Genomic DNA, 18619 nt, shown 5'->3' with positions numbered 1-18619 from the left:
CTTAAAAGAGATCGTTGCTGTCGACGATCAAGGCGACACGCCCGTCTCCAAGAATCGTTGCGCCCGAGATCGCCGGAATACCTTCTAAATATGACCCGAGCGGTTTCATGACAATTTCTTGCTGGCCGATCAAGTCGTTCACGACGACACCGACAAGTTTGTTCCCTTTGCGTACGACGACGACAGGGAATTGTGATTTCGTCTCGGCGTCGATGCCGAACATCTCTTTCAAATAGACGAGCGGCACGAGTTGTCCCCGGAAATCGAAGACGCGTTCACGGTGCGCCGTCAAAATATCGGCTTCATCGAGCAGCGTCGTCTCGAGGATCGAGGAGAGCGGGATGGCATACGTTTCATCGCCAGCTAACACGAGCATCGCCGAGATGATCGACAGCGTGAGCGGGAGGCTGACTTGGAACTTCGTCCCTTGACCGACGACGGTCTCAAGCGAGACGACCCCACCGAGCGATTCGATTTTGTTTTTGACGACGTCCAGTCCGACACCGCGGCCCGACAAGTCTGTGACGACGTCCGCCGTTGAAAACCCAGGTGCGAAGATGAGCATCGCCAGTTCGTTGTCCGACATCGCCGCCGCCTCGTCGGCTGTGAGGACACCGCGTTCGAGCGCTTTGGCCCGGACTTTATCGACGTTAATGCCGGCACCGTCGTCCTCGATTTCGATGAAGACGCGGTTGCCGCCGTGATAGGCGCGCAGTGACAATTTTCCTTGTTTGTCTTTCCCGGCTTGTTCACGAACTTCAGGCAACTCGATCCCGTGGTCGATGGCGTTACGGATCAAGTGGACGAGCGGGTCGCCAATCTCATCGATGACGGTCCGGTCGAGCTCGGTTTCGGCACCTGTGATATCGAGTTGGACTTTCTTATGGATGTCTTTCGCGACCGAGCGCACCATGCGCGGGAACCGGTTGAACACTTGCTCGATCGGCATCATCCGAAGTGTCAAGACGAGCGATTGCAACTCGTTCGTCCCTCGTTTGATCTTCTCGACCGTCTCATTCAACTCAGGCTGACCGACTTCATCGGCGAGACGCTCGAGGCGTCCACGGTCGATGATGAACTCTTCGAACAAGTTCATGAGCCGGTCGATCCGTTCTAGGTTGACCCGAATCGTCTTCGCTTGGGCGACGGGTTGGTCTTTCACTTCTTCGACTTCTTGCGCGGACGGTTGTGGCTTCACTTCGGGCACAGCGACTGCTTCAACGCTCGCCGCGACTTCCGGTACGCTCTCGTGTGCGCTCGTGAACACCGTCACTTGCACCCGTTCGACTTCTGACACTTGCGACACGGCATGCTCGATCACTTCGGCCGACTCTTGCGACAAGAACAACACATCGAACGAGAGCTCAAACTGTTCTTGTTCAATCGCTTCTGTATCCGGCACCGTCCGGACGACTTCGCCGAGCTCTTGCAAGCGATCGAACACCATGTAGGCACGGGCCGCTTTCAAAACGACCGCGTCCGACAGTTTGACGTTTAGCTGGAACGCCTCGAAACCGGTCTGTTTCGCTTGCTCGACGACCGAGTCGGTATATAAGTCGACAGTGAACGGCGAGACCTCCTCGATGGCTGCGGACTCTTCATGACCGATGAACGATTGGAACGCCTTCACCGTCGCACCGACGTCGACGTTCGACCCTCTGCCGCCGCTCTCGATGTCGGCGATCATCTCTTCAATCTGCTCCATCGCCGAGAACATCGTATCGAGCAACAGTTGGTTGCTTTCTTTCTTTCCGCCTCGAACGAGGTCGAGCGCGCTCTCCATCTCGTGCGTCAAGTTGGCGACATGTTCATAGCCCATCGTCGCCGACATCCCTTTAAGTGTATGCGCCGAGCGGAAAATCTCTTGGACCGCCTCAAAACTTCCCGTCTGTTCGAGCTTCAACAACTGCGTGTTGACCGACTGGATATGCTCTTGTGCCTCATCTAAAAACAACCCTAAGTATTCGTTCACGTCCATCTATATTGCCTCCCTGTCGTTAGACTCGGTTCCACTGGCGTCGTAAGTTCCCGACTAAGCGATCCATGAAGTGACGCGGCCTAGGTGGCGTCCCGGTGAGCGTCGTCAATACACGCTCGAGTCGCCAGCTGATATCACTTTTCCGGTCGAATTCATAAAACGGGACTTGGGCGATGACCGCTTTTCTGACAGACGGGTCATCGGGTAGAAAGCCGAGGAATCGAATCGATTTATTTAAAAATTGCTTACATGCGACTTCCATTCGTTCAAAACATTGAAGCGCCTCGTCCCCGGACTGGGCACGATTGACGATGACCCCGAGCGGTAAATCAGGATATTGCTGATGGACGAGTTTCGTATACGCGTAACCGTCCATGAGCGAAGTTGGCTCCGGCGTCAAAATCAAGAACATCTCATCGCATCCGGCGATGAACTGAAGTGACGTGTCGGTCGCCCCCGCTCCCATGTCAAACAAGACATAGTCATAGTCGGTCAACACTTCAAGTTCGCGCATTAAAAATTGCATGTCGCTGTCTGAGAATTGGACTAACGCATCGAGTCCGCTTCCCCCATGTAATATATCGACACCATGGACGTCTTTCTGAACAGAGGAGACGAGCGGAATCCGAGCTTTCACAGAATCGACCATCGTTCTTGAACGTGACGCGTTCAAGAGGATGTGTACGTTCGCCATGCCAAGGTCGAGGTCGACGATCAAGACGCGTTTACCGAGTTCGACGAGCCCGATCGCTGTGTTGACACAGACGTTCGTCTTCCCGACCCCGCCTTTGCCGCTAGCGAAGGCGATGGTCGTCGGTGCGCTATCCGTTTTTGCCCTTAGACGCCTTGCTTGGTCCATCGCGGCCACCCTTCTTTCTGAAGCATCTTCCGTGTCAATCGTTCGGGTGTGCCTTCGACGAGGTCGTCCGGCACTTCCTGTCCGTCCGTCAACCAGGCGACCGGAAGACCGCTGTCATGGACGAGTTTATACATGGCATGGATGTCGCTCGTCTCATCCGCTTTCGTAAAGATGAGGGACCCGAGCGGCAATTGCTCGAACTGGCTATAAATCATCTCCATATCTTTCAACTTGGATGTCAAACTGAGGACGAGCGACAAGTTCGTCTCTGAAAAGTCGTGATGCTGGTGGAACTGTTCGACGTACGCCTCGTCGCGGAAATTGCGCCCGGCGGTATCGATCAAGACGATGTCTTTCCTTGCGAACAGTTGCTTCGCCCGTTTGAAGTCATCGAAGTCGTACGCCACTTCGACCGGGATGTTCAAAATCTCGGCGTACGTCTTGAGCTGCTCGATGGCGGCGATTCGATACGTGTCGGTCGTGATCAATCCGACCGTCTTGCCTTCATCGAGCTTATAATGAGCGGCCAGTTTCGCGAGCGTCGTCGTCTTGCCGACACCGGTCGGCCCGACGAGCATGACGTAGCGTAGCGTATCCGGGACTGGCGGGAAGGCCCGTTCAATCTGGTCGTGAACGAACTGTTCGACGGCCTCGATCGACTTCGTCGTGTAAAACAGTTCATTGAGCTGTTCTTCCCATGCCGTCCCTTGAAACGATTCCGTTGAAAGCAACGTCTCGATGTGCTCCATTCCCAGCGGTAAACGCCGGGGGACAGATAATACCGGTGCTACGTCAGGGGCCGGCTTCTGCTTTCGTGCCTCTGGCGCGGTCGGACGTTTCACCGGGATTGCTTCCGTCCGCGGCTTCGTGTGGAGCGGCGCTTTTTCAAGCGCGGCGATGACTTCGACTTGTTTCGAAGCGAACAACCCGAACCATCCCGTCTTCACTTGACGGGAGTTCAAGATGACGGCCTCATCGCCGAGTTCTTGCTTCACTTTCGCCATCGCCTCGCTCATCGTCTTGCCGGTAAACTTTTTGATTTGCATTTAAATCACCCCAATACTTTTCACTTCGACCGAACTGAGCAGTTCGTTATAGGCGAGCACCGGTACGTCCGGATAGTAACGCTCGAGCAGTTGTCTGACGAATAAACGAATCGTCGGAGAACAGAGGATGACGGCCGAGGCGCCGTAGCGTTCGAACATCGATAGCTGTTCGCCCGAACGTTCGATGATCTCGCGCGCTTGATCGGGATCAAGCGCCAAATAATTCCCGAACTCTGTTTTCTGGACAGCGTCTTGAATGAGTTGTTCCGTCTGTCCTCCGAGCGTGACGACGTACAACGGTCCGTCCGGTGGGCTGACTTGGTCCGTCAGTTGACGGGACAGTCCTTGACGACAGTATTCCCCAAGAATCTCGGCATCTTTCGTCACTTTGCCGTAGTCGGCCATCGTCTCAAACAAGAGCGGCAAATTGCGGATCGAGACGTGCTCTTTCAATAGATGGCGGAGCACTTTTTGAATGTCCCCGATGGATAAGACGGCCGGCGTGACGTCTTCGACGAGTACCGGGTGCGTCTCTTTCAAATGTTCGACAAGTTGTTTCGTCTCTTCCCGACCGAGCAGATCGGCAGCATGTTTCTTGAGCGTCTCCGTCAAGTGTGTCGCCACGACTGACGGCGGGTCGACGACCGTGTACCCGCTCATCTCGGCACGAGCACGCGTCTCTTCATCAATCCATAACGCCGGGAGACCGAATGCTGGTTCGGTCGTCTCGATGCCGTACACTTCGGGGTCTTCGATTCCTGGGCTCATCGCCAAGTAGTGATCGAGTAACAGTTCCCCTTCGGCGACGACGTTGCCTTTCACTTTAATCCGATACGCGTTCGGCGACAGTTGCAAATGGTCACGGATTCGGACCGTCGGCAAGATGAAACCGAGTTCAAGCGCGAGCTGACGACGAATCATGACGACGCGATCGAGCAAGTCACCGCCTTGCGACTCATCGGCAAGCGGGATCAATCCGTATCCGAACTCGAACTCGATCGCATCGATTTGTAGGAGCGAGACGACCGTCTCCGTCGGTGCGGCCGGTTCTTCGTCGGGCAAAGGTTGTTCGATGGCCCGTTTTATATTCCGCCGCATCGCATACGCACCGTAAAAAGCGACACCGGCGATGAGGAGTGTCACCGGAAGTAGGCTCGGTGAAATGATACCGAGCATAATGACGATTGACCCTGCGATGTAAAGCAACGTCGGATTCTGTCCGAGCTGGTCGACGACGTCTTCGCCTAGATTGCCGTCCGAGACGGCACGGGTGACGATAATACCGGTCGCCGTCGAGATGAGGAGCGCCGGGATCTGTCCGACGAGGCCGTCCCCGATCGTCATGAGCGAGAACGTTTGAAACGCCTGTCCGACCGGGAGTCCCATTTGGACACTCCCGATGATGATCCCGAAGATCAAGTTGATGACGACGATGATGATACCGGCGATGGCATCTCCTTTGACGAACTTCGAGGCCCCGTCCATCGACCCGTAAAAGTCGGCCTCACTTTGAATCTTTTTGCGACGGATTTGAGCTTGCTTGTCATCGATCAGACCCGAGTTCAAATCGGCATCGATCGCCATCTGTTTCCCTGGCATCGCATCGAGCGTGAAGCGGGCCGATACTTCCGAGACCCGTTCTGCACCTTTTGTGATGACGACGAATTGGATGATGACGAGGATGAGGAAGACGACGAATCCGACGAGCACGTTCCCCCCGACGACGAAGTTACCGAACGTGGCGATGACTTCTCCGCCGTAGCCGTTCGATAAAATCGAGCGGGTCGTCGATACGTTCAATCCAAGTCGGAACAACGTCACGATCAGTAAGAGCGACGGGAAGACCGAGAAATCGAGCGCTTCCCGCGCGTTCATGGCCACGAGCAAGATGAGCAGGGCAATCAATATATTGACAATGATCAGAAAATCTAACATGAATCCCGGTAACGGGATGACGAGCATGACGACGATCATGAGAACGCCAATCAATACCGCGAAATCTTTAGCTTTTACAGCCAACACATACTCCTCCTCAAGACGGTTGTTTCAGTTGGTAGACGAACGCGAGTACTTCGGCGATCGCTTGATAAAATGACTCGTCGACGACTTCCCCGATCTCCATTTGCGCATACAAGGCGCGGGCGAGCGGTTTGTTCTCGACAATCGGGATTTTGTGTTCTTTTGCCACATCGCGAATGTGGAACGCGACGCGGTCGACTCCTTTGGCGACGACGAGCGGTGCGAAGTCTTTTTGGTCGTCGTACCGGATGACGACGGCAAAATGGGTCGGGTTCGTGATGACGACGTCGGCGTTTGGAATCTCTTGCATCATCCGGCGCATCGCCATCTCCCGCTGTTGTTGCTTGATTTTCGACTTGATGAGCGGGTCACCTTCACTGTTCTTATACTCATCTTTAATGTCTTGCTTGGACATCCGAATCGATTTTTCAAAGTCAAACCGTTGATAGAAAAAGTCGAACAGTGCGAGTGCGAGCAAAGCAACGCTCACCCAAAGTCCGAGCTCGATCGTGATGCTCGCGAGCGCGACGATCGATTCCCGGACGTGTTCGACAGCCATACGGGACAGCTTGTCTTGGTTTTGCCAAAGGACGGTGACGGCGGTCGTCAGGATCATCAATAATTTGAATAAGGACTTTAAAAATTCGACGACCGCTTTCATGCTGACAATCCGTTTGACCCCTTTGAGTGGGTCGATTCGTTCGAGTTTCGGCTGAATCGCCTCCGTCGAGAAGAGCGGTCCAATCTGAAAGTAGTTGACCAAGACGCCGAACACGACCGCAACGATGAAGAATGGGGCCAGAATAAGCCCAACTCGGAACAACAAATCGACGAGCATACCGGCCATGCCGTTTGACAAGTCGGTCAATAAATAATTCGGTCCGAGCAAATCTTTCGTCAACGTGAACAGTTGTTTCCCGATGTACGGGCCGAGAAAAGAGAGCATGAGAAACATGGCGAACAAGGCAAACGCACCGGTCAAGTCGGCTGATTTGGCGACTTGGCCCTTCTTCCGTGAGTCTTGGCGTTTTCGCGGGGTCGCTTTTTCTGTTTTTTCTCCTGCAAAAAACTGAAGATCGACCGATAAAGGATATAGAGGCTTCATGAAACGTCTCCTAACAGCGTCATAAAATCACGCAACACGTCTTGCAACAATGGGATGAACTGGCTGATGCCATTCAACGTCAGACCCATCATGACGACCATGACCGAGAACCCGGCGATGAGTTTGAATGAAAAACCGATCGCGAAGATGTTGAACTGTGGCGCCGATTTTGCTAAAAACCCTAGCGCCAAGTCGACGAGCAGTAACGACGCCATCATCGGCAGGGCGAGCTGTAACGCGACGAGCATCGTCATCGTGACGACTTTTACCGCCATCATGAGTGACGCTTCGGTGAAATTGATCATCGGTTGACCGGGTGGATAAATTTGAAAACTATAATAAATCCCGTCGATGAGCAGTAAATGCATATTCGTCGACAGCATGATGAACAGCGTGAAAATATAGTAAAACCGTCCAATGAGCGGAGATTGTCCGCCAAACATCGGGTCGTACGCCGAAGCCATCGCCAAACCTAACTGAAGGTCGATGACACCGCCGGCGATTTGCGGGGCGAAGAACAAAATATTGATCAAAATGCCGAGCAATAGCCCGATGAGCACTTCATACAATACTTGCACGATGAACGCCTCGCTCATTTGAATCGGTTCCGTCACCGTGAACATCGCATAATAAGCGAGTAACGCGCTGAACGCGACGCGGTGCATGACCGGTAACTGGCGTGACGAGAAGAGCGGCACGCTGACGAAAAAACCGGAAAGCCGCGCGAACGTCAAACCGTAAAGACTGATGAAGTCGACCGCATTCATTTCGAGGCAACCTCAACCATCAGTTCAAAGATCATCCGGGTGAACCCCTCGATTTGTTGCAACATCCAAGGACCGAAGACGACGAGCCCGATAAAGACCGAAACGATCTTTGGGACGAAAGAGAGCGTCTGCTCTTGAATTTGTGTCGTCGCCTGTAATATCGAAATGACGAGACCGACGACGAGGGAGATGAGCAGTAGCGGCATCGCAATCTTGAGCAATGTCCACACACTCTCTGTCGCCAAATAAATGACCATTTCCTGCGTCATAATCGTTCCTCCTACATACTTCTAAGCAGTGACTCCACGATCAAATGCCACCCATCCACTAATACGAACAACAACAGTTTGAACGGTAAGGCAATCATGACCGGCGGGAGCATCATCATCCCCATCGACATGAGCACACTCGCCACGACCATATCGATGATCAAAAACGGCAAGAAAATCATGAACCCGATTTGAAACGCCGTCTTCAGTTCGCTGATGGCGTAAGCTGGCACCATTGCGAGGAGCGGCACGTCTTCAATCGACTCCGGTTGCTCATAGTTGCCGTACTTGATGAACAGTTGCAAGTCTTCTTGCCGCGTATATTTTGCCATGAATCGTTTCATCGTATTGCTCGCCTCTTCGAACGCCTCGTCTTGACTGATCTGGTCGTCCATGTAAGGCGTGAGTGCCTTCTCATTCAAGTCGGACAATACCGGTGACATGACGAACAATGTGATGAACAGCGCGAGGCCGATAATGAGCTGGTTCGGCGGCGTTTGTTGCGTCCCGAGTGCCGGGCGTATGAATGACAACACGACGACGACACGCGTGAAGCACGTCATCAAAATCAAGAACGACGGAGCGAGCGTGAGCAGCGTCAACACGACGAGCAACTTGATCGACGTCGACGTACTGTCCGGTGTTTCTAAGTTGATCAATTGTTCAATCGTCGTCATTGATTCTTCCTCGCTTGTTCAATCTGGGACAACTGTTGTTTAAACGTATCTAAAAATGCGGAGCCGTTCGAACCGGTCACCGGTAAATTTTCAGTCACTTCCTCATCAAGCGTGTCTGACTCGACACGATCAATCAATTGAATCGATTCCCCGACACCGAGCACATACACTTGGTCGCCGAGTTTGACGAGTTGGACCGAACGATCTTTCCCGAGCGGTACACCGCCTAAATGTTTCATATGTTGGGCCGTCTTCACCCCTTGCGTCCGAGCGCTCAACCAGCGCATCAAGACGAGAAAACCACCGATAACGACGACGAGGCTGAGAATAACCTTCACTAGCGTGCCAATCGTCGAAACGGTAGTCGACTCCGTTTTCGGGGTCTCTGTCTGCTCTTGCTGTTGCTCGAACTGCTTCTCGACGGTGGCGGCCTCAACCGTGGCCGGCCCATACAGACCGACCACGAGAAGGATAATCAACCACCACTTGTTCATTGTGCGACCGTTTTAGAGACTGCTTCGATGACACGTTCCGCGTTGAACGGCTTCACGATGAAATCTTTCGCTCCAGCTTGAATCACATCGATGACCATCGCTTGCTGGCCCATCGCCGAACACATGATCACTTTCGCGTTCGAATCGAAACCGCGAATCTCTTTGAGTGCCGCAAGTCCGTCCATCTCAGGCATCGTGATATCAAGCGTGACGAGGTCAGGCGTCAATTCGCGATACTTCGCGACCGCGTCTACACCGTTCTCCGCCTCACCGACGACTTCAAACCCATTCTTCGTTAAAATATCTTTGATCATCATGCGCATGAACGCCGCATCGTCTACCACTAAAATTTTTGCACTCATTGTTCTTCCTCCTTAAACGATTCCAATCCGCTCGTGCGGTTGAATGATTTCTGTCACGCGCACCCCGAAGTTTTCTTCGATGACGACGACTTCGCCGCGGGCAATGCGTTGTTGGTTCACATATATATCGACAGGTTCCCCTGCCAACTTATCTAGTTCGATGATCGACCCTTGCGACAATTCGAGTACTTCTCGTACCGACCGTTTCGTCCGGCCGAGTTCGACCGTCACGTTGAGCGGGACATCGTAGAGCAAGCCTAAGTTTGCCGGCACCGGGTCATAAGAACTCGGGGCGTGGAGCGGCATGAATTCCGCTTGGCTAACCGCCACTTCAGGCGTTGCTTTCGTCTCCGGACGCGGTGCCGTAGCGACCGGTCTGGCCGGTTCTGGTTGTTTTGTCGGTTCCGGTTGTTTCGGTGCGACAGGCGCCGGCTGAGGCGACGTGGCCGCCATCAGTTCGTTGACGAGTTGCTTTCCGAATTCGATTGGGGCGATTTGAACGATTTTTGAGTCGATCAACGTCCCGACTTTCAAGTTGAACTCGATGAGCACCATCGTCTCCCACAGTTCGAGCCGATCGATGATCGTCTGCGTTTTTGTCGCGTCGAACACTTCGACGAGCGGCGGTGAGATATCGATTTTTTTCGAGAAGACGGTCGACAACGACGTCGCTGCCGCCCCCATCATTTGGTTCATCGCCTCTTGGACGGCTGAAAGACGGATCTCGTCAAGTCCTTCCGCATCGACGCCGATACCGGTCCCACCGAGCATCAAGTCGGAGATGATGGCTGCGTCTTCTCGCGTCAACACGAGCACGTTCTCTCCTTTCAACCCTTCGGTGTAACCGACACGAAGCGCGACGTGCGGCGTCGGATAACGCTCGCGTAACGCCTCGATTTTCACTTCACTGACGACCGGCGTCGTGATCTCGACTTTCTGTTGCAACAGTGTCGATAACGCCGTCGCCGAGTTTCCGAACGAGATATTCCCGATTTCGCCGAGCGCGTCGCTTTCCATCGAGTCTAAATGTTCTTCTTGTGCTACTTCTTGCGGTGCCGAGTTGTCGCTCGTCCCTCGTAATAACGCGTCGATTTCATCTTGTGACAACATCTCACTCATTGCTCTTCCTCCTTCACCCGGTGTAATACTTGGACCGCCATCCGTTTCCCGCTCACACCGACTTGCCCTCTAAACACTTTATTTTCCCCTATCATGACCGACAGCGGTTCTTTCACTAACTGATCGAGCGTCAAGCAGTCACCCACTTCTAAATGCAACAAGTCTCCGAATGTGATTGTCGTCTCGCCGAGTAATGAGACGACCTCGACCGACGAATTCATCAATTGAGCTTTGAGCGGTTCTTTACTGCTTCCGGTCGCGTTGCGCCGGTTCGCCTCTTGCATCCAATAATGACTCGACAGCTTCGAGAGGACCGGTTCGATCGTGACGAACGGCAGGCAGACGTTAATCGTCCCGCTCACTTCACCAATCGTCACCCCGATCGAAACGAGAACGACCGTCTCGTTCGGTGACACAAGCTGAAGAAACTGGGGATTCACTTCGACGGCCGTCATCTCGGACTTCACTTCCGCGATCGACTCCCAGGCGTCTCCGTACGAGGAAAACGCACGTTTGTATAGTTGTGTCAAAATCCGCATCTCGATTTCGGTGAAACTGTCGACTTTCTCGATTTCCACTCCCGGTCCGCCGAGCAGACGATCGAGCATCGCGTAAGAGATGTTCGGGTTGACTTCGATGATGAAACGACCGTTAAGTGGCGGTGCTTCGATCAAATTGATCATCGTCATGCTCGGGATGGAATGAATGAACTCGTCATACGGCAGCTGTTCGACCGAATTGACGGTGAACTGGACGTACGTACGGAGTTGCGCCGAGAAAAATGTCGTCAACATCCGTGTGAAATGCTCATGGATGCGGGTGAGGCTGCGGATCTGGTCTTTCGAGAAACGGACGGCCCGTTTGAAATCGTATTGCCGGACTTTCCGTTCTTCTTCTTGGGCCAAAAACGAATCCGCCTCGACGTCTCCGCTGCTTAGCGCTGATAACAGGGCATCAATTTCTTGTTGAGACAGTACTTCTCCCATGATGCCACCTCACTGTATGATTTTCTTCGTCATGTAGACGCGCTGAACCTCACCTTTTTCAAGCAGGCCGTTCAATTGTTCGCGCAGCGACTGTTCAAACTTTTGCATATCTTCTTTCGTTGTGAGCTGTGCTTTCGTCATTCCGGCCAAATCACCAAGGATGACGTTGTGCACTTGGAACTTCCGTAGCTCAAGGTCTTCTCTCGTCTCGGCAGAGTCTGTGACGACCGTGAACTGGACGTTGATGAAACGTTCATCTTGAATGTTCGTCGTCATGTCATCCGTCGTGAAGCTCCGTTCGGCCAACTCTACGGCCGTGACCGGTTTCGTCTTGGCCGTCACGTTGTCGCCGAACAAATATTTATAAGTCATAAACCCGGCTCCCCCCATGACGAGCAGGACGACGAGCAGGATGAGCACCATCTTCATGGCGCCGCCTTTTTGTTTTTCTTCACTCATCTTCTTCACCTCTTGTGACTATCGTTCCAACCAGACCGATCGTACGGTAAAATGCCGTCGTCCGGTCGATGACGTCTTGCTTCGTTTCTTTGACGATATACGTCTTGCCGTTAAACAAGTGGATAATCGTGTCCGGCTCCGCCTTGACCGTCTCAATGAACAAGGCGTTCAACACGAACGCATCACCGCGTAGGCCCGTGACGCGAATCATCAGCGTTTCAAGTTGACGAGTTCTTGTAAAATCTCGTCCGATGTCGTGATGATACGGGTGTTCGCTTGGAATCCGCGTTGCGCGACGATCATTTCGGTGAACTCTTCAGACAAGTCGACGTTCGACATCTCGAGCGCGCCGGAGACGAGCTCACCTCGACCTTGTTGCCCCGGAATACCTGGGTTTGGGTTGCCTGAGTTTTGTGATTGGATGAAGTTATTCGCTCCGACTTTTGAAAGACCAGCGTTGTTGGCGAACGTGACGACTTGAATTTGGCCGACCGTCGTCGACGCACCGGCGTCGTTGACGTAACTCACTTGACCGTCTTTCCCAATCGATAGTGATTTCGCCCCAGGCGGGATGGTGATTTTTTGTCCGGTCGTGCTGAGCAAGTAGGAACCGTCGCCGTTGACGATGTCGCCGGCGTTGTCCGTATAGAAGTTACCGGCACGTGTATATTGCGTTTGTCCGTTCACGTTGAGTGCGAAGAACCCTTCGCCTGAAATCCCGACGTCGAGGGCGCGACCTGTATTTTGCATCGCACCTTGGTTGTAGACGTTATCGACGGTCGCCATCGTGCCCCCGAGTCCGACTTCTTTCGGGTTGACCCCACCGCTGACCGCGTTGGCGGCGGTGGCACTGCCGACTTGTTGGCTGACGAGGTCCTTGAACGTGACACGACCTTTTTTGTAGCCGAACGTGTTAACGTTGGCGATGTTGTTCCCGATGACGTCAAGCTTGGACTGGAAGTTCTTAAGTCCACTGATTCCTGAGTACATTGCTCTTAACATGGTAATTCCTCCTATGCTTGTTTGATGGACGTGATGTCGTATACGCTGACGGACGTGCCGTCTTCAAGGTCTGCCATATAACCGGCCTCGTCCGTTCTCGAAATTGAGATGACACGAGCCGATCCTCTGATCGTCTCGGTGGCCGTCTCGGTCTTATAGTCGATCGTCTTGCCGATCATGTTGCTGAACTCGGAGATAGATGACATATGACGGTCGACGAGCACCGAATCGAGCTGCTTCGAAATCGTCTGCATCTGCTCGAGTGAAGAGAACTGTGCCATCTGGGCGATAAACTCTCGGTCTTCCATCGGCGACATCGGGTCTTGGTTCGCGAGCTGCGCGAGCAGCAATTTCAAGAACATGTTTTTGTCGTATTGATTCGTTGCTTTTGGGGCTGATTGATCGGGCAACGAGAAATCATTCGTCTTCGGTTGGATGGTCGTCATCTTCTGACTCTCCTTTCGATTGTTCCTGCTGCTCTTGCTCTGCTTCTGACTGTTCCCCTGAGAACGTCGATGCTTTCGCATCGAGTGCCTGTTGCGTCAAGTTCAGTTCGACCCGAACGTTCGGCGAGAGCGGTTGGAGTGTTTGATGCAACTGCTGAAGTTGCGATTGGAGCAGTTGCTTCGCATCTTGGTTGCTCGCGAACAACTTCACGACGAGTTCACCGTTCGTCCGTTCGAGCTTCACGACAAGTTCTCCTAGTTGTTCCGGATAAAGCCGGACGGTGAATACTTTCGACCCATCCGCCCCGCTTTGGAACGGGGCCCGATGAAGCGCCGCCTCAATCCGGGCCTTCAAATTTTCCGGAAGCGAGCTTTTTGAAGCGTACATGATTGTGTCCACATCGATTTGCGGTTTTGTCCAAGTTGTTCCTTTCGGGACCAACTCGATCGTCTCTTTCACGATCGACGTCCACGATGTTTCAACTTGTTTTGGAGCGGGTACTGTTTTAGGGGTCTGTCCTAACGTGCCGTTAAACTGCGTCACGATTTGTTGAATGACACGGACGTTCGCTTCGAGCGCCCCTTTGTCCGCCTCGGCTTTTACGTCGCGTTCTTTCAACGTCGGTACCGGGACGAGCGTATTTGTCACGAGTGGTGCTTGGGCTTGTGCCTGCACGGCAAGTTCGTCCGTGACGACAGCTGTGCCAGCTTGGGACAACAAACCGGTATAAGCATCCATGAACTGACGATACGCATCTTGCGGTAACACTTTCAACCATTCGAGGCTCTCAGGCTTTTGAAGCCACTGTTCAAGTTCGTTTGACAATTGGTCGAGCGCAATCGTTTGTTTCGGCTCAGCGGGCTCCATTTCCGCTTCAGGCGTCTCGATGAACGTTCCGAGCATCGAAGACAGCAACTGTAAAAATTGACCGGTCGGGGAAGCCGTTGCTTCCCCGCCTTTTTGCGTCGTTCCTTGAACCGCTTGGGCGAGCAAGGCGATATTCATGGTCGTGTCCTCCTCACGTCTACTGGAGCAACTGGGTGACAACGGCTGCCCGTTGCGCATCCATCCGCCCTAATATGTCGGCTTGTTGCTTTGGCGACAGTTGTTTTAACAGGTTGGCCACTTGCGGGCTTTCAAGCTCGTTCATGATGGCCGCCGCCTGTTTGGCCGACATTTCTTCATACACACGTGACACGTCCGAGGTCGTCTCTTCCGTTGCGGCCGCGGCGCTCAATTCGGTCAACAGACGGTCTCGCTCTTTGATGAGACGGGACACTTCCTCTTGGCGCGCCTTCACCTCATTCGTCAGCTCGACGTTCTCGCCGCGAAGTTTCTCGATTTCAGCGTTCGCGACTTTCAAGCGATTCGACGCGTCCGAATCGATCCCCGTCACGTTGACGTTCTTCTCGACCGGGCGCTCTTCTTTGATTTCGAGGAACGGTACCGACATGAGCGGACGGTCCATCGCGTAGTTCATGACGACGATGCCTCCGACGAGTAGGAAAATCGCCGGGACGAGGACAAGAGCGACTAACAACTGCACCCCGCGCTTATTGTTCTCTTTTTCCATCAGCTTACTTCCCTTTCCCGTGATGAATGACTGCCAGTTCATCAATAAAGTGTTGCTCCGTCAATTTTGAAACAGCCACTTCGTGCTGGCTCGCTTTTTCATGGAGCGTCACGTACTTCTTCTCCTCGACGACTTTCCCGAGCAGTCGCTCTTGAGCCAAGTGATATCGATTACGTGACTGTTGGACGACGAGTTGTTGTGTCTCGATTTGTCGTTTCAATTGTTCGCGTGCTTTCTCACGATATTGAGACATGAGCAAATCGATGACACCTTCCTGTTCGTCTTGACTCTTCATGAGCGTCTCGTATGTCACGACGAGACGATACAGCTCCTCCATGTCGCCCTCAAGGCGCGCCTTAAGCCCTCTCACTTCGGTCGCCGTCTCTTCTTTCGCGTGTTCGGCGATCGGCATGATGCGTTCTAGTAATAACCTGTTCATGATTCACCTCTTGCGATTTGGGCGAGACGATCGAGCGTCTGCTCGAACGATGCCTCTTCTTCAATCGACTGCTTTAAAAATGTGAGCAGTCGCGGATATTGATCAATGGCCGTATCGATGGCCGGGTTCGTCCCTTTTTTGTACGCTCCGATGTTGATCAAGTCCTCGGCGTCCAAATACGTGGCGAGCCAGCTCCGAAATGTTATCGCGCTCTCCCGATGCGCGGGTGAGGCGATCTGGTTCATGACCCGACTGATCGACTTCAAGACATGGATGGCCGGGAACTGGCCACGGTTGGCAAGTGCTCGGTCCATGACGAAGTGACCGTCGAGGATCCCCCGTACCGCATCGGCAATCGGTTCGTTCATATCGTCCCCATCGACGAGCACCGTGTAGAACGCAGTGATCGAGCCCGCCACGGCCGTGCCGCTCCGTTCAAGCAGTTGCGGCAACATCGCGAAGACTGACGGCGTGTACCCTTTCGATGTCGGTGGCTCACCGGTCGCCAGGCCGATCTCTCGTTGCGCCATAGCGAAGCGGGTCACCGAGTCCATCATCAACACGACTTCTTTCCCTTCGTCTCTGAAGTACTCGGCGATCGCTGTCGCCGTGTAGGCGCCTTTCAACCGGACAAGCGGGGGCTGATCGCTCGTCGCCACGATAACGATTGAACGGGCCATCCCTTCCGGTCCAAGTTCGTTTTCAATGAATTCCTTCACTTCCCGGCCACGCTCCCCAATTAAGGCGATGACGTTAATATCAGCCGAAGACCGTTTGGCGATCATCCCGAGCAACGTCGATTTCCCGACCCCGGAACCAGCGAACAGTCCGACCCGCTGCCCTTTGCCGACAGTCAACAGACCGTCGATAATACGGACACCGGTCGATAGACTGTCCAAAATGCGCGGCCGTTCGAGCGGGTTCGGCGGCTTGCGCAACACGTCATAACGTTTCACGGTAGCCGGAGCTTCACCCGAGAGCGGACGACCGAGCCCGTCTAACACTTGACCGATCAGTTCAAAGCCGACCGGAACTTGGAGCATACGACCGGTCCCTTTGACGATGCAGCCCGGAGCGATCTGTGTCGTCTCCCCGTACGGCATGAGGAGCACTCGCTCTTCGTTGAACCCGACGACTTCGGCCTCGACGGACTGTCCGGCCGGTAATTCGATCAGACATCTTTCACCGACAAAGGCACTCGGTCCGTTCGATTCGATCATAAGTCCGACGACTCGGCAAACACGGCCGACTTTACGCACGTACTCGTCTTCCGGTGAGCGCGCCAACGTTGCGGCGACGCGTTCAATAAGCGCCATCGGCCAAGACCTCCTCGATGTTAGAGCGGATCCGTTCCAAGCTGTACGACAAATCGAGTTCAGTGCCGTGTTGCGGCGTCTCGATGCGGACACTCGTCTCTGACAAGCTCGCGTCCGCACGATATTTCAGCAGTGGCGTCTGTTCAGACCGCCACGTCGACTCGAACCGTTGAATCGAGGCGAGACGAGTCGGATGGACATAAACCGTCAACGACTCGGCATCTAATTCTCGGAGCAGTTGTTGGCGAATCATATCAGCGAATAACGTCTCTTCTTTACGCACGAGGTCGGTCGTCAACTTGGCGCCGACTTCGACGGCGAGGGCGACGAGGTGCTGTTCGGCTGAACGCCACTTGTCGTCGTATAGTCGTTCGAGTTCGACGAGCACGGTGTTCAACCGTGTCGTCAATTCTTCGAACTCTGCCTTCCCTTCCGTCTGGCCTTGCGCGAAACCGGCAGCACGACCTTCTTCGTACGCAGCCGCAAGCGTGTCGTCCTTCAGACGCTCTAACGCTTCTTGTGAGGCGTGTAAGCGTTCGTTGGCTGCGGCTTCTTCTTGCTTGAGTTTTTCATAGCGGTCTGCGATCTCTGACTCGTGATCGACTTCGGGTAATACGTCGACCGTCTCAAATAACGGCTTCGAGTCGATCCGTTGCGGTCGGAGCGAGGTCGCACGCCCTCGTTTGATCACACTAGACAACGATGTCATCTCCTCCGCCGCGGCTGATCACGATTTCTCCGACGTCTTCTAGGCGACGGATGATGCCGACGATTCGGCTTTGCGCCTCTTCGACGTCACGCAACCGGACAGGCCCCATGAATTCCATATCTTCTTTGAACGTATCGACCATGCGTTGTGACATGTTTTTGAAGATGACTTGTTTGACTTCTTCGGACGACACTTTGAGGGCGAGCAGTAAATCGTCGTTTGCGACTTCGCGAATGATTCGTTGAATCGCCCGCGAGTCGAGCGTGACGATGTCTTCGAAGACGAACATCCGCTTCTTGATTTCTTCGGCCAGTTCCGGGTCTTCGATCTCGAGCGCGTCGAGTATCGTTCGTTCTGTCGTGCGGTCGACGCCGTTGAGCACTTCGACCACAGCTTCGATGCCTCCAGACTGCGCATAATCCTGCATGTCGGTTTGCGACAAGTTCTTCTCAAGGATCTGTTCGACTTCATGGATGACGTCCGGATTGAGACGGTCCATCGTGGCGATCCGCTTGGCGACTTCCGATTGAATCTCGGGCGGTAGTTCGGACAAGATTTGACCAGATTTGACCGGCTCGAGATGCGCCAAAATCAAAGCAATCGTCTGAGGATGCTCGTTCTGGATGAAGTTCAAAAGCTGTTTCGGATCGGCTTTACGCGCGAACTCGAACGGTCTGACTTGAAGCGTCGACGTGAGACGATGGATGAGTGCCATCGCCTTCTCTTCGCCGACCGCTTTTTCGAGCACCGTTTTCGCGAACCCGATGCCCCCTTGCGTAATGTAGCTCTGCGCCATGGCGAGTTCATGAAACTCTCCCATGATCGCTTCTTTTTGTTCAGAAGACACTTTCTTCAATGCCGAGATTTGAAGCGTCAACTGCTCCATCTCTTCTTCGGACAAATGCTTGTAGACGCTCGACGCCACTTCCGGTCCGAGCGAGATCATGAGCATCGCCGCTTTTTCTCGGTTCGATTGTTTTGCATAGTTCACGG

22 protein-coding genes are annotated in these 18619 nt (G+C 53.7%); all 22 read right to left on the bottom strand.

Going from position 1 to position 18619, the window contains the following annotated elements:
- Window position 1: 1 nt before the first annotated feature.
- The 22 genes from L971_RS08330 to fliG are packed head-to-tail and all read right to left on the bottom strand — an operon-like array spanning window position 2 to window position 18617.
- Complete coding sequence (locus L971_RS08330; RefSeq protein WP_024370123.1) at window positions 2–1978, bottom strand: chemotaxis protein CheA; 1977 nt, start codon at window positions 1976–1978, stop codon at window positions 2–4.
- A 19-nt stretch (window positions 1979–1997) separates the two neighbouring features.
- The gene (locus tag L971_RS08325) at window positions 1998–2837 is read right to left on the bottom strand and encodes a MinD/ParA family protein (RefSeq protein WP_029335376.1); all 840 of its coding nucleotides are present in this window, start codon (window positions 2835–2837) and stop codon (window positions 1998–2000) included.
- A complete protein-coding gene (locus L971_RS08320) occupies window positions 2816–3883 on the bottom strand; it encodes a flagellar biosynthesis protein FlhF (protein ID WP_047375355.1) in 1068 nt (355 codons plus the stop codon). The genes L971_RS08325 and L971_RS08320 overlap by 22 nt, the downstream gene beginning before the upstream one ends.
- Entirely contained in the window at window positions 3884–5857 is a 1974-nt protein-coding gene (gene flhA / locus L971_RS08315; protein WP_231557582.1) for a flagellar biosynthesis protein FlhA, read from the bottom strand.
- A gap of 58 nt (window positions 5858–5915) precedes the next feature.
- Entirely contained in the window at window positions 5916–7007 is a 1092-nt protein-coding gene (gene flhB, locus L971_RS08310) for a flagellar biosynthesis protein FlhB (protein ID WP_024370119.1), read from the bottom strand.
- Window positions 7004–7774, bottom strand: a complete 771-nt coding sequence (fliR, locus tag L971_RS08305) for a flagellar biosynthetic protein FliR (protein ID WP_024370118.1) — start codon at window positions 7772–7774, stop codon at window positions 7004–7006. Before fliR ends, flhB begins: the two co-directional genes overlap by 4 nt.
- Window positions 7771–8043 carry a flagellar biosynthesis protein FliQ gene (gene fliQ / locus L971_RS08300; protein WP_024370117.1) on the bottom strand — a complete coding sequence of 91 codons (273 nt, stop codon included), beginning with the start codon at window positions 8041–8043 and terminating at the stop codon, window positions 7771–7773. Before fliQ ends, fliR begins: the two co-directional genes overlap by 4 nt.
- A gap of 11 nt (window positions 8044–8054) precedes the next feature.
- Window positions 8055–8720, bottom strand: a complete 666-nt coding sequence (gene fliP, locus L971_RS08295; RefSeq protein WP_024370116.1) for a flagellar type III secretion system pore protein FliP — start codon at window positions 8718–8720, stop codon at window positions 8055–8057.
- A complete protein-coding gene (locus L971_RS08290) occupies window positions 8717–9214 on the bottom strand; it encodes a flagellar biosynthetic protein FliO (RefSeq protein WP_024370115.1) in 498 nt (165 codons plus the stop codon). The genes fliP and L971_RS08290 overlap by 4 nt, the downstream gene beginning before the upstream one ends.
- Window positions 9211–9576: a response regulator gene (locus L971_RS08285; protein WP_047375354.1), complete on the bottom strand. Its 366-nt coding sequence runs from the start codon at window positions 9574–9576 to the stop codon at window positions 9211–9213. The genes L971_RS08290 and L971_RS08285 overlap by 4 nt, the downstream gene beginning before the upstream one ends.
- Before the next feature lie 12 nt (window positions 9577–9588).
- Window positions 9589–10695 carry a flagellar motor switch phosphatase FliY gene (gene fliY, locus L971_RS08280; RefSeq protein ID WP_024370113.1) on the bottom strand — a complete coding sequence of 369 codons (1107 nt, stop codon included), beginning with the start codon at window positions 10693–10695 and terminating at the stop codon, window positions 9589–9591.
- A complete protein-coding gene (gene fliM / locus L971_RS08275) occupies window positions 10692–11681 on the bottom strand; it encodes a flagellar motor switch protein FliM (protein ID WP_029335388.1) in 990 nt (329 codons plus the stop codon). The genes fliY and fliM overlap by 4 nt, the downstream gene beginning before the upstream one ends.
- Before the next feature lie 9 nt (window positions 11682–11690).
- Window positions 11691–12140 carry a flagellar basal body-associated FliL family protein gene (locus L971_RS08270; RefSeq protein WP_024370111.1) on the bottom strand — a complete coding sequence of 150 codons (450 nt, stop codon included), beginning with the start codon at window positions 12138–12140 and terminating at the stop codon, window positions 11691–11693.
- Window positions 12133–12351: a flagellar FlbD family protein gene (locus L971_RS08265; protein ID WP_024370110.1), complete on the bottom strand. Its 219-nt coding sequence runs from the start codon at window positions 12349–12351 to the stop codon at window positions 12133–12135. The genes L971_RS08270 and L971_RS08265 overlap by 8 nt, the downstream gene beginning before the upstream one ends.
- A complete protein-coding gene (flgG, locus tag L971_RS08260) occupies window positions 12351–13142 on the bottom strand; it encodes a flagellar basal body rod protein FlgG (RefSeq protein WP_024370109.1) in 792 nt (263 codons plus the stop codon). Before flgG ends, L971_RS08265 begins: the two co-directional genes overlap by 1 nt.
- An 11-nt stretch (window positions 13143–13153) precedes the next feature.
- A complete protein-coding gene (locus L971_RS08255) occupies window positions 13154–13588 on the bottom strand; it encodes a flagellar hook capping FlgD N-terminal domain-containing protein (protein ID WP_024370108.1) in 435 nt (144 codons plus the stop codon).
- Window positions 13560–14594 (bottom strand): flagellar hook-length control protein FliK, encoded by a 1035-nt coding sequence (locus L971_RS08250; protein ID WP_047375351.1) that lies wholly within the window; start codon window positions 14592–14594, stop codon window positions 13560–13562. The genes L971_RS08255 and L971_RS08250 overlap by 29 nt, the downstream gene beginning before the upstream one ends.
- A gap of 19 nt (window positions 14595–14613) precedes the next feature.
- Entirely contained in the window at window positions 14614–15162 is a 549-nt protein-coding gene (locus L971_RS08245) for a MotE family protein (RefSeq protein ID WP_024370106.1), read from the bottom strand.
- A gap of 4 nt (window positions 15163–15166) precedes the next feature.
- Window positions 15167–15601, bottom strand: coding sequence for a flagellar FliJ family protein (locus L971_RS08240; protein ID WP_024370105.1), 435 nt, complete (start codon window positions 15599–15601; stop codon window positions 15167–15169).
- Complete coding sequence (fliI, locus tag L971_RS08235) at window positions 15598–16917, bottom strand: flagellar protein export ATPase FliI (RefSeq protein ID WP_024370104.1); 1320 nt, start codon at window positions 16915–16917, stop codon at window positions 15598–15600. The genes L971_RS08240 and fliI overlap by 4 nt, the downstream gene beginning before the upstream one ends.
- A complete protein-coding gene (locus L971_RS08230) occupies window positions 16904–17626 on the bottom strand; it encodes a FliH/SctL family protein (RefSeq protein WP_029335392.1) in 723 nt (240 codons plus the stop codon). The genes fliI and L971_RS08230 overlap by 14 nt, the downstream gene beginning before the upstream one ends.
- Window positions 17610–18617 carry a flagellar motor switch protein FliG gene (gene fliG / locus L971_RS08225; RefSeq protein WP_029335396.1) on the bottom strand — a complete coding sequence of 336 codons (1008 nt, stop codon included), beginning with the start codon at window positions 18615–18617 and terminating at the stop codon, window positions 17610–17612. The genes L971_RS08230 and fliG overlap by 17 nt, the downstream gene beginning before the upstream one ends.
- Window positions 18618–18619 lie beyond the last annotated feature (2 nt).

It is taken from the genome of Exiguobacterium sp. ZOR0005 (assembly GCF_000798975.1).
In the GTDB taxonomy this organism is placed as follows: domain Bacteria; phylum Bacillota; class Bacilli; order Exiguobacteriales; family Exiguobacteriaceae; genus Exiguobacterium; species Exiguobacterium aurantiacum.
This window is presented reverse-complemented; position numbering and strand designations above follow the sequence as displayed.

Coding starts and splice junctions, on each gene's coding strand:
- L971_RS08330 (WP_024370123.1), bottom strand. CDS start 1,978: ATGGACGTGAACGAATACTTAGGGTTGTTTTTAGATGAGGCACAAGAG.
- L971_RS08325 (WP_029335376.1), bottom strand. CDS start 2,837: ATGGACCAAGCAAGGCGTCTAAGGGCAAAAACGGATAGCGCACCGACG.
- L971_RS08320 (WP_047375355.1), bottom strand. CDS start 3,883: ATGCAAATCAAAAAGTTTACCGGCAAGACGATGAGCGAGGCGATGGCG.
- flhA (WP_231557582.1), bottom strand. CDS start 5,857: ATGATCGTCGTCATGCTCGTCATCCCGTTACCGGGATTCATGTTAGAT.
- flhB (WP_024370119.1), bottom strand. CDS start 7,007: ATGAAGCCTCTATATCCTTTATCGGTCGATCTTCAGTTTTTTGCAGGA.
- fliR (WP_024370118.1), bottom strand. CDS start 7,774: ATGAATGCGGTCGACTTCATCAGTCTTTACGGTTTGACGTTCGCGCGG.
- fliQ (WP_024370117.1), bottom strand. CDS start 8,043: ATGACGCAGGAAATGGTCATTTATTTGGCGACAGAGAGTGTGTGGACA.
- fliP (WP_024370116.1), bottom strand. CDS start 8,720: ATGACGACGATTGAACAATTGATCAACTTAGAAACACCGGACAGTACG.
- L971_RS08290 (WP_024370115.1), bottom strand. CDS start 9,214: ATGAACAAGTGGTGGTTGATTATCCTTCTCGTGGTCGGTCTGTATGGG.
- L971_RS08285 (WP_047375354.1), bottom strand. CDS start 9,576: ATGAGTGCAAAAATTTTAGTGGTAGACGATGCGGCGTTCATGCGCATG.
- fliY (WP_024370113.1), bottom strand. CDS start 10,695: ATGAGTGAGATGTTGTCACAAGATGAAATCGACGCGTTATTACGAGGG.
- fliM (WP_029335388.1), bottom strand. CDS start 11,681: ATGGGAGAAGTACTGTCTCAACAAGAAATTGATGCCCTGTTATCAGCG.
- L971_RS08270 (WP_024370111.1), bottom strand. CDS start 12,140: ATGAGTGAAGAAAAACAAAAAGGCGGCGCCATGAAGATGGTGCTCATC.
- L971_RS08265 (WP_024370110.1), bottom strand. CDS start 12,351: ATGATTCGCGTCACGGGCCTACGCGGTGATGCGTTCGTGTTGAACGCC.
- flgG (WP_024370109.1), bottom strand. CDS start 13,142: ATGTTAAGAGCAATGTACTCAGGAATCAGTGGACTTAAGAACTTCCAG.
- L971_RS08255 (WP_024370108.1), bottom strand. CDS start 13,588: ATGACGACCATCCAACCGAAGACGAATGATTTCTCGTTGCCCGATCAA.
- L971_RS08250 (WP_047375351.1), bottom strand. CDS start 14,594: ATGAATATCGCCTTGCTCGCCCAAGCGGTTCAAGGAACGACGCAAAAA.
- L971_RS08245 (WP_024370106.1), bottom strand. CDS start 15,162: ATGGAAAAAGAGAACAATAAGCGCGGGGTGCAGTTGTTAGTCGCTCTT.
- L971_RS08240 (WP_024370105.1), bottom strand. CDS start 15,601: ATGAACAGGTTATTACTAGAACGCATCATGCCGATCGCCGAACACGCG.
- fliI (WP_024370104.1), bottom strand. CDS start 16,917: ATGGCGCTTATTGAACGCGTCGCCGCAACGTTGGCGCGCTCACCGGAA.
- L971_RS08230 (WP_029335392.1), bottom strand. CDS start 17,626: ATGACATCGTTGTCTAGTGTGATCAAACGAGGGCGTGCGACCTCGCTC.